Origin of the sequence: Flavobacterium kayseriense (assembly GCF_014305095.1) — a bacterium.
GTDB lineage: Bacteria > Bacteroidota > Bacteroidia > Flavobacteriales > Flavobacteriaceae > Flavobacterium > Flavobacterium kayseriense.
Window position 1 is genome coordinate 463124 of record NZ_JACRUI010000004.1, and the last position, 9727, is coordinate 472850.

Annotated in this window: 4 protein-coding genes; 3 read left to right on the top strand and 1 reads right to left on the bottom strand. The window is 36.1% G+C overall.

The annotated features are described in order from the left end of the window. The first annotated feature begins 109 nt into the window (after positions 1–109). From gltB to lysA, 3 genes are all read left to right on the top strand, one after another. Positions 110–4624 (top strand): glutamate synthase large subunit, encoded by a 4515-nt coding sequence (gltB, locus tag H8R22_RS13295; RefSeq protein WP_187010873.1) that lies wholly within the window; start codon positions 110–112, stop codon positions 4622–4624. Between the two features lie 2 nt (positions 4625–4626). After that, on the top strand, positions 4627–6081 hold the full coding sequence (locus tag H8R22_RS13300; protein ID WP_187010874.1) for a glutamate synthase subunit beta: 1455 nt from the start codon (positions 4627–4629) through the stop codon (positions 6079–6081). A gap of 292 nt (positions 6082–6373) precedes the next feature. Then, on the top strand, positions 6374–7591 hold the full coding sequence (lysA, locus tag H8R22_RS13305; RefSeq protein WP_187010875.1) for a diaminopimelate decarboxylase: 1218 nt from the start codon (positions 6374–6376) through the stop codon (positions 7589–7591). 53 nt (positions 7592–7644) lie between these two features. Here lysA and pafA read toward each other — a convergent pair whose 3' ends face one another. Beyond that, complete coding sequence (gene pafA, locus H8R22_RS13310) at positions 7645–9258, bottom strand: alkaline phosphatase PafA (protein ID WP_187010876.1); 1614 nt, start codon at positions 9256–9258, stop codon at positions 7645–7647. Between the last annotated feature and the right edge of the window lie 469 nt (positions 9259–9727).

The following is a 9727-nucleotide window of genomic DNA, read 5'->3' on the forward strand; positions in this document are numbered from 1 at the left end:
TCATTTATTAGGTAAAAATATACTTTTACCGTAAAAATATTTGGTTTAACGACTTTTTCATGCATTATACGTATCGAAATCTCTATTTTTGTATAAAAAAATTATTAGCATGAAAGTTGAAGAACAAGGCCTTTATTTGCCAGAATTTGAACATGATAATTGTGGCGCAGGATTCATTTGTAATTTAAACGGGATTAAATCAAATGACATAATTCACAAAGCTTTAGATATTTTAATAAAATTAGAGCATCGTGGTGCCGTAAGTGCAGACGGACGAACGGGAGACGGTGCAGGAATACTTTTTGACATTCCTCATGACTTCTTTAAAAAAGTATGTGATTTCGAAATTCCCGAAGTTCGAGAGTATGCCGTAGGGATGGTTTTTATGCCAAAGAAAAAGAACCAAACAGACTTTTGTATCCTTAGTTTTGAAAAAGCAGTAAACGACCAAAATCTGAAGGTTCTAGGTTGGAGAGATGTACCTGTTGATGTCTCTAACTTGGGACAAATAGCCGCTGAAAAAGAGCCCACAGTTAAGCAAGTTTTTATAGGAAAGAATGGTTTAGAGTTGACAGAGCAGCAATTTAATGCCAAATTATTTGCGGCCCGAAAAATAGGGGAACACGCAATTATCAATTCAAAAATATCAGAAAGTCATAGATTCTATTTCTCAAGTCTCTCTACAACAACCATAATATATAAAGGACTATTAATGCCTGAGGACATCAGTAGGTATTATACCGACTTGACCGATACTGACTTGGTTACAAGACTAGCGCTTGTACACCAACGTTTTTCTACCAACACCTTTCCTTCTTGGGAACTAGCACAGCCATTTCGATACATGTGCCACAATGGAGAGATCAATACCTTACGTGGAAACATTAGTAGAATGCGTGCTCGTGAAGAACTAATGCAAAGCGACATATTTGGTGACGATATAAAAAAACTTTTCCCAATTATTTTAGAAGGAAAATCAGATTCAGCATCTATGGATATGGTTATCGAACTACTATTAATGACAGGGAGGTCTTTACCGGAAGCCATGATGATGGTTGTTCCTGAAGCTTGGGAAAAACACCAAACCATGTCAGATGACAAAAAAGCGTTTTATGAGTTCAATTCATGTATTATGGAACCATGGGATGGACCCGCTTCTATTCCTTTTACAGATGGAAACGTAATTGGGGCATTATTAGACAGAAATGGTTTACGCCCTTCACGATACACATTAACTAAAAGCGGATTTGTAATTATGTCCTCAGAGATAGGTGTACTTGATGTAGATCCAGTAGATGTAATTCAGCACGGTCGTTTGGAGCCTGGAAAAATGTTCCTTGTTGACATGAATGAAGGCCGTATTATTGAAGATGATGAAATAAAAAATGCCATCGTTACAAAACGTCCTTATAGACAATGGTTGAATGATAACTTACTACAATTAGCTAAAATTCCGTACACCAATAATACTACACCAACTGAAAACCTTGATTACGAAACAAGATTACGCCTATTTGGTTATACCATCGAAGATCTAAAAACGATCATTACTCCTATGAGTTCTAAAGGTGCTGAAGCAATTAGCTCAATGGGTAATGATACTCCGTTAGCTATCCTATCAGATCAACCACAACTACTTTACAACTACTTCAAGCAATTGTTTGCTCAAGTAACAAACCCACCGCTAGATGGAATTCGTGAAGAAATAATCACTGATATTAGTCTTGCAATTGGTGGCGATTTTAACATTTTCGAAATTGAATCAAAGCAATGTAAAAAACTTAAGATTCAAAATCCGGTAATCTCTAAAGAAGATTTAGATAAAATACGTAATATTGACCATCCTGACTTTAAAGCAGCAACGATATCAACACTTTACAAAATAGACAAAGGAGTAAATGGATTAGAGAGAGCACTAGAAAAGTGTGTTCAAGCAACGTTTAAAGCAGTTTCAGAAGGATACAATATTATTATACTTTCAGACAGAGGTGTTAGCGAAAGTATGGCACCAATACCAATGTTATTAGCGTGCTCCTACGTTCACCACTCCTTAAATATTTTAAAAGTACGATCTAAATTCGGAATCATAATTGAATCTGCTGAACCCCGCGAGCCACATCACTTCGCTTTACTTTTTGGATACGGAGCAAGCGCTATAAACCCTTACTTAGTTAACGAAATAATTAGAGAACAAGTTGCCTCAGGACACATCACTAATATTGATCCTGACTATGCCATTGCGAACTACAACAAAGCAATAGCGAAAGGTATTTTAAAAATCATGAATAAAATTGGAATCTCGACACTACACTCCTATCGTGCAGCACAGATCTTCGAAATTTTAGGATTAAATAAAACTTTTTCAACTAAATATTTCCCATACACTCCCTCTCGTATTGAAGGGATTGGTTTGACTGAGATTGAAAAAGAAATCAAAAAAAGGTATCAAAAAGCATTTCCAAATTCTAAAGTAGCTAGCTTATTATCACTAGAAATTGGAGGGATTTACAGGTGGAGACGAACAGGCGAAAAACACATGTTCAATCCAACTACTATTGCTAAGTTACAGCAAGCAGTACGCTTGAACAGTCCTGAGAGCTACAAGGAATACTCTAATATGGTCAATGACCAAAGTGAAAAATTGATGACAATTAGAGGGCTTTTTGAGTTTAATAACTTAGATCCCATTTCAATTGATGAAGTAGAACCGTGGACAGAAATCGTAAAAAAGTTCAAAACCGGCGCCATGTCTTATGGATCAATCAGCCAAGAAGCTCACGAAAATCTTGCGATTGCAATGAACAGAATTGGTGGAAAAAGCAACTCTGGCGAAGGAGGAGAAGATCCAAAACGTTTCCAAAAAGAAGTTAATGGAGACTCTAAAAATAGTGCTATCAAACAAGTGGCTTCTGGACGTTTTGGTGTTTCGATCAACTATTTGACCAGCGCAAAAGAAATTCAAATAAAAATGGCACAAGGCGCTAAGCCAGGTGAAGGAGGACAACTACCAGGAGAAAAAGTAGTACCATGGATTGCCGAGGTACGAAACTCAACACCATATGTTGGTTTAATTTCGCCACCGCCACACCACGATATTTATTCTATTGAAGATTTATCGCAACTGATATTCGACCTGAAAAATGCGAATCGCGAAGCTCGAGTAAACGTAAAATTAGTTTCAGAAGTTGGTGTAGGAACAATTGCCGCTGGAGTTGCAAAAGCAAAAGCTGATGTGATTTTAATATCTGGTTTTGATGGAGGTACAGGTGCTGCGCCGTTAACCTCTTTACAACACACAGGTATTCCTTGGGAACTAGGCCTTGCAGAAGCACAACAAACCTTAATATTAAATGATTTACGAAGTCGCGTTGTTTTAGAATGTGATGGTCAGTTAAAAACAGGTCGTGACGTTGCCATTGCTGCCTTACTTGGTGCGGAAGAATTTGGTTTCGCAACAGCACCACTAGTTGCTTCGGGTTGTATCATGATGCGCGCTTGTCATTTAAACACCTGCCCAGTAGGTATTGCAACTCAAGACCCTGAATTACGAAAAAATTTCAAAGGAACACCGGAGCACATTATTAACTTCATGTATTTCATTGCCGAAGAACTAAGAGAAATCATGGCTTCGTTAGGATTTAGAACATTGAAAGAAATGGTAGGACAATCACAAAAACTGAATGTTAATAAAGCGATTAAGCACTATAAAGCTAGCGGTTTAGATTTGTCAACTATCTTATACAAACCTGAAAAAGCTAAAACAGTACCTAATCACAATACAACTAAACAAGATCATGGATTAGAAAATGTTCTTGACTTCCAAATTATCAAGGAAGCGATTCCGTCAATCTACAGAAAAGAGAAAACAAGAGTTACTTTTAAAATTAAAAATACAGATCGATCTGTAGGTGCTATTTTAAGTAACGAGATCTCTAAAATTTATGGGGCACAAGGTTTACCAGAAGACACTATTTTAGTTGATTTTGAAGGTTCAGCAGGTCAAAGTTTTGGTGCTTTTGCCACTAATGGTTTATCATTCAAAATTCATGGTAACTGCAATGACTATTTAGGTAAAGGATTATCAGGAGGAAAACTAATTATCAAAGTGCCACCAACTGCCACTTTTAAACCTGAAGATAATATTATCATTGGTAACGTCGCATTGTATGGCGCCATTACAGGTGAGGCATACATTAACGGAATTGCTGGAGAGCGTTTTTGTGTACGTAACTCTGGTGCAACAGCAGTTGTTGAAGGAATTGGAGATCACGGATGTGAGTACATGACTGGCGGAACTGTGGTTGTTCTTGGAAAAACAGGACGAAACTTTGCAGCTGGAATGAGCGGAGGTATTGCTTATGTTTTTGACGAAAAGAAACAATTCGAAAATGGATTATGTAACATGGAAATGGTGGCTTTAGAAACACTAGAAAGAGAAGACATCGTACATCTAAGAAGATTGATCAAAAATCATTCTTTGTACACCAGCAGTCCATTAGCAAAACGCATTTTGGAAGATTGGGAAAACCAACAAAAACATTTTATCAAGGTAATGCCAAGAGATTATAAAATCGCATTGCAACGATTAGCAGACGAAAAGAAAATTGAAGAACTAATAGCATAGTCATGGGAAAGATAGGTGGATTTAAAGAATACGATAGAATAAACGAAGATAATATAGCAGTTCAGGAAAGGGTTTCAAACTATAATGAGTTTACCATTCCTTTAGCAAAAGACGAAATTAAAGAACAGGGATCGAGATGTATGGATTGCGGAATCCCGTTTTGCCACAGCTCATGTCCTTTGGGGAATTTAATACCCGATTTTAACGATATGGTACATCAGGAGGAATGGGAGAATGCATTAGCCATTTTGCAATCTACCAATAACTTTCCCGAGTTCACCGGTCGCTTATGCCCTGCACCCTGCGAGAAATCATGTGTACTTGGTATCATAAAAGAACCTGTAGCTATCGAAAATATTGAAAAAAATATTATCGAAAGAGGTTTTGCTGAGGGATGGATTAAACCACAGCCTCCCGTGCAACGTACAGGTAAAACAGTCGCAGTAATTGGTTCTGGACCAGCCGGATTAGCAGCTGCACAACAACTTAACCGAGCGGGACATACCGTTACCGTTTTTGAAAGAGACAATGCAATAGGTGGTTTATTACGCTACGGAATTCCGAATTTTAAGTTAGAAAAAGGAATTATAGATAGACGTGTAGCTATACTAGAAGCCGAAGGAATCATTTTCAAAACCAATGTGAATGTAGGAGTAAATTACTCCATTGAACAACTAAATCAATTTGACTCCGTGGTATTATGCGGTGGCTCTACCGAGAGAAGAAGCTTACCTACAAAAGGAATCGAAACTAAAGGCGTAGTACAAGCAATGGATTTCTTGAGCCAGCAAACTAAAGTTTTATATGGCGAAACTATCACAGATCAAATAAAAGCTACAGGAAAAGACGTAATCGTTATTGGAGGTGGTGACACTGGATCTGATTGTATCGGAACTTCAAATCGTCATGGTGCAAAATCTGTTACTAATTTTGAAATAATGCCTAAGCCCCCTGTAGGACGAAGCGAAAGCACACCTTGGCCCTACTGGCCATTGCAACTTAAAACATCTTCATCGCACGAAGAAGGTTGCGAACGAAACTGGCTCATCAACACAAAAGAGTTTATCGCCAACGAAAACGGAGAGTTAATAGGCCTGAAAACGGTAGAAGTAGCTTGGAAAATGACCGCAGGAAACCGACCTGAATTAGTAGAAAAAGAAGGATCCGAAAAAATTTGGCCTTGCGATCTTGCCTTGTTAGCACTTGGTTTTACTGGACCAGAAAAAACATTAAGTGACCAATTAGGCTTAAATCTTGATACAAGAAGTAATTATAAAGCAACAAATTACCAAACTAATGTTCCGCATATATTTACCGCTGGTGATATGAGAAGAGGACAGTCGTTAATTGTTTGGGCAATATCCGAAGGAAGAGAAGCGGCCCGCGAAGTAGATCTATTTCTAATGGGGTCGACTAACCTACCAACTAAAGGCACAGGTGACTTACCAACTCTTTAGATAAAAATAAGTAGCAATGATGACTGTTTAACTTTACAAGTAGACAGTCATTTTTGTTTTTGGGGGTTCCCATGCAGCCACTATCGTTCTTGCATGGTCGGGCTGTTCGCTGCAAGTCCTCGTCCCTAAAAAACGGGACTGTGGGCTATCCGCTGCCATCCCTCACCCAATAAAAAGAATTAAAACCCAACCTAATGTTTAATTTGTAACTTATTGTTACATTTTGTTAGAAATCATGCTTTTGCTTGTGAGAACAACTAAAGTGTAATAAATTTGTCAAAAAATAATAACAATGCAATCAAAAGACCTTCTACAACTAGCAGAACAATTTGGCAGTCCATTATATGTTTATGATGCCGAAAAAATACAATCGCAATACAACCGATTAACCAAAGCATTTTCTAAGGTAGAGAAGTTGCGTATCAATTACGCTATGAAAGCATTATCAAATGTGGCAATCCTACAATTGCTTAAAGAAATGGGTTCAGGGTTAGATACCGTATCCATTCAAGAAGTACAATTGGGACTACATGCAGGATATGATCCAGAAAAAATATTTTATACACCGAATGGCGTATCTCTAGAAGAAATTGAGGAGGTACACGCAATGGGAGTTCAAATCAATATCGATAACCTTTCTATACTAGAACAATTTGGTACAAAACACCCACATGTTCCCGTATGTATACGTATCAATCCACACGTTATGGCTGGTGGAAACACCAACATATCTGTAGGACATATCGATAGTAAGTTTGGAATATCTATTCACCAACTACCGCACCTTGTTCGTATCGTTGAAAATACTAAAATGAACATCGTTGGTATCCACATGCACACAGGATCTGACATTCTTGATATTGAAGTATTCTTGTATGCAGCAGAAATTTTATTTGATGCAGCAAGAAATTTTAAAAACTTAGAATTCCTAGACTTCGGAAGCGGATTCAAAGTACCTTACAAAAAAGATGATATCGAAACAGATATCGAAGAGTTAGGTAAGAAACTATCAAAACGATTCAACGCATTCTGCGTAGAGTACGGTAAAGACTTGACCTTAATATTCGAACCAGGTAAATTTTTGGTAAGCGAAGCAGGATCATTCTTGGTGAAGGTAAATGTAATAAAACAAACAACTTCAACTGTATTTGCAGGCGTAGATAGTGGTTTTAATCACTTAATCCGTCCAATGTTATACGGTTCTCAACACCATATTGATAACATCTCAAACCCTAAAGGAAAAGAACGTTTTTATTCGGTTGTAGGTTATATATGTGAAACAGATACATTTGCAAATAACAGAAGAATTCAAGAAATAAAAGAAGGAGATATTTTAAGTTTTAGAAACGCAGGAGCCTATTGCTATTCTATGGCTTCTAACTACAATTCAAGATATAAACCAGCAGAAGTATTGTGGATGAATGGAGAAGGACATTTAATTAGAGCACACGAAACTTTTGAAGACTTGCTTAAAAATCAAATTCCACTACCCGCAACCGCTACGGTATAAATAATAAAAAAGGTGTATTTAAAAAATACACCTTTTTTGTTTACTGAAAATAATTAATCTTTTAAGATTTCTTCTAATACTTGAGCTTCTGTGCCGTTTGGAAAAGAAACTTTAATTTTCTGAGCAATCGTTGGCGCTATCTCAGTAATGGCCTTTTTAGCATAAGACTCTCCTTTTTTAATATGCCATCCGTAAAAAATAGCAGGAACATGCGTGTCATAAGTGTAAGTTGTACCGTGTGAAGTACCTGTACCTTGATATTCGATAAAACCTGGTTTATCTAAAATAATTAAATCTCCATTTTGAGTAACATCGTATCCTTTGGCTATAAAATTCAAGAAATAATCATTTCCTGTAGAATTCAATACTTCTTCCTCGGTATATACTCTTTTTACATAATCTTGAGTCATCAAATAAGACTTAAAACTAGCTTTCACCACAGCCAAATCAAGATTTTTAGCTTTGATCACCTCTCTATTAAAAAAGAGATTAAAACTAGAGTAATTTAATACCACATCAGCACCAAACGTTTTCATACTATAATCCTTCAAGTTAGCTCTAATATCTTTTGGATTAATACTATTTACATTGTACTTATTATCTTTCAAGTAAGAAACATTTTCTGCTCCAGCATGATCTGCAGTCAAAAACAATAGATAATTATCTTTACCAACTGTTTTATCTAAGTAGTTCAAAAATTCAGATATTGTTTGGTCCAATCTCAAGTAGGTATCTTGAAGCTCCATAGATCTTGGTCCCATTGAATGACCTACATAATCAGTTGATGAAAAACTAACTGCCAAAAAATCAGTAATATTATCTTTCCCTAACTCTTCCTTTTCGATAGCCTTCATAGCAAACTCTGCTAATAGATTATTTCCAAAAGGAGTTGATCGTATAACACCTGCATCATTTTTATCATACATATCTTTTAGATCATAAGGAAAAATAGGTGCTTTACTTCCATATAATTTACCTTCATAAGGATTATTATCTTCTAAGCTCTCATTATATGTACTTTTTGGCTTGAATAAATCCCAACCTTTATTGATATATGGCATGTAGTGCTTTTCATCATTAAATTTCTGCACCCATTCAGGTAGTTTTTGACCATAAAACGAACTCGAAATAAAAGAACCCGTTTTACTATACCAAAAAGCCCAATTAGCAAAATGACCAGCAGGTAGAATTGCACCACGATCTTTTAAACTTATACCTATCACCTTCCCTTGAAAATTAGTACCCATTCGCAATTCATCGGTTATAGTAGTTGATAACAGATTTTTAGGAGACATTTCTCCTTCCTCTTTAGTACCGTCACCAATAGTAATAACATCAGCATCATCTGTGCAATACATCTCTTTTCCTAATTTTCTACTAAACCATTCATTACTTACAATACCATGTACTGAAGGCGTAGTTCCTGTATAAATCGAAGCATGACCAGGCGCTGTGTAAGTTGGCATATAGTTGTAATGCATATTTTGAAACGTATACCCGCTACCCATTAATCTTTTAAACCCATCATTTGAAAAATCATTTGAAAATCGATATAAATATTCCATTTTCATTTGATCAACAACAATACCCACAACCAATTTAGGTCGCTCTTGTGCTTGTAAATTTGACATAATAACAATAGTCAAAAGAAAAACTAGTTTTTTCATCTTAAAATTTATTTTAGACTACAAAAATACACATTAAAGCAGAAAATCATTTCAAACAACATCAAGAATAACCAAGTTATTCTTTGATTTAACAATTATTTAAAAACATTGTATTATCAAACAATATAAAATTAATCAAATACAACTTGCATTCACATGAAATAAATACGGACCAGTACCAAAAACACATTTACAATTAATAAATTTGAAGCACTCAGAATAAGATTTAGAGACGTTATAAAAATCGATTTGCTCTTGTTTGAATTATCTAATCTCTTTTAAGTGATCCTCAAATTTCGAACCTGATTCCAAGTTAGAATACTCTATATAGGGTTTAATTTAAGGGCGATAAACAAAAAAACCGCAAACGTCTAAACGTTTACGGTTTTTTATTGTACTCAGAGCGGGACTTGAACCCGCACGAACATTGCTGTTCACTGGATTTTAAGTCCAGCGTGTCTACCAATTT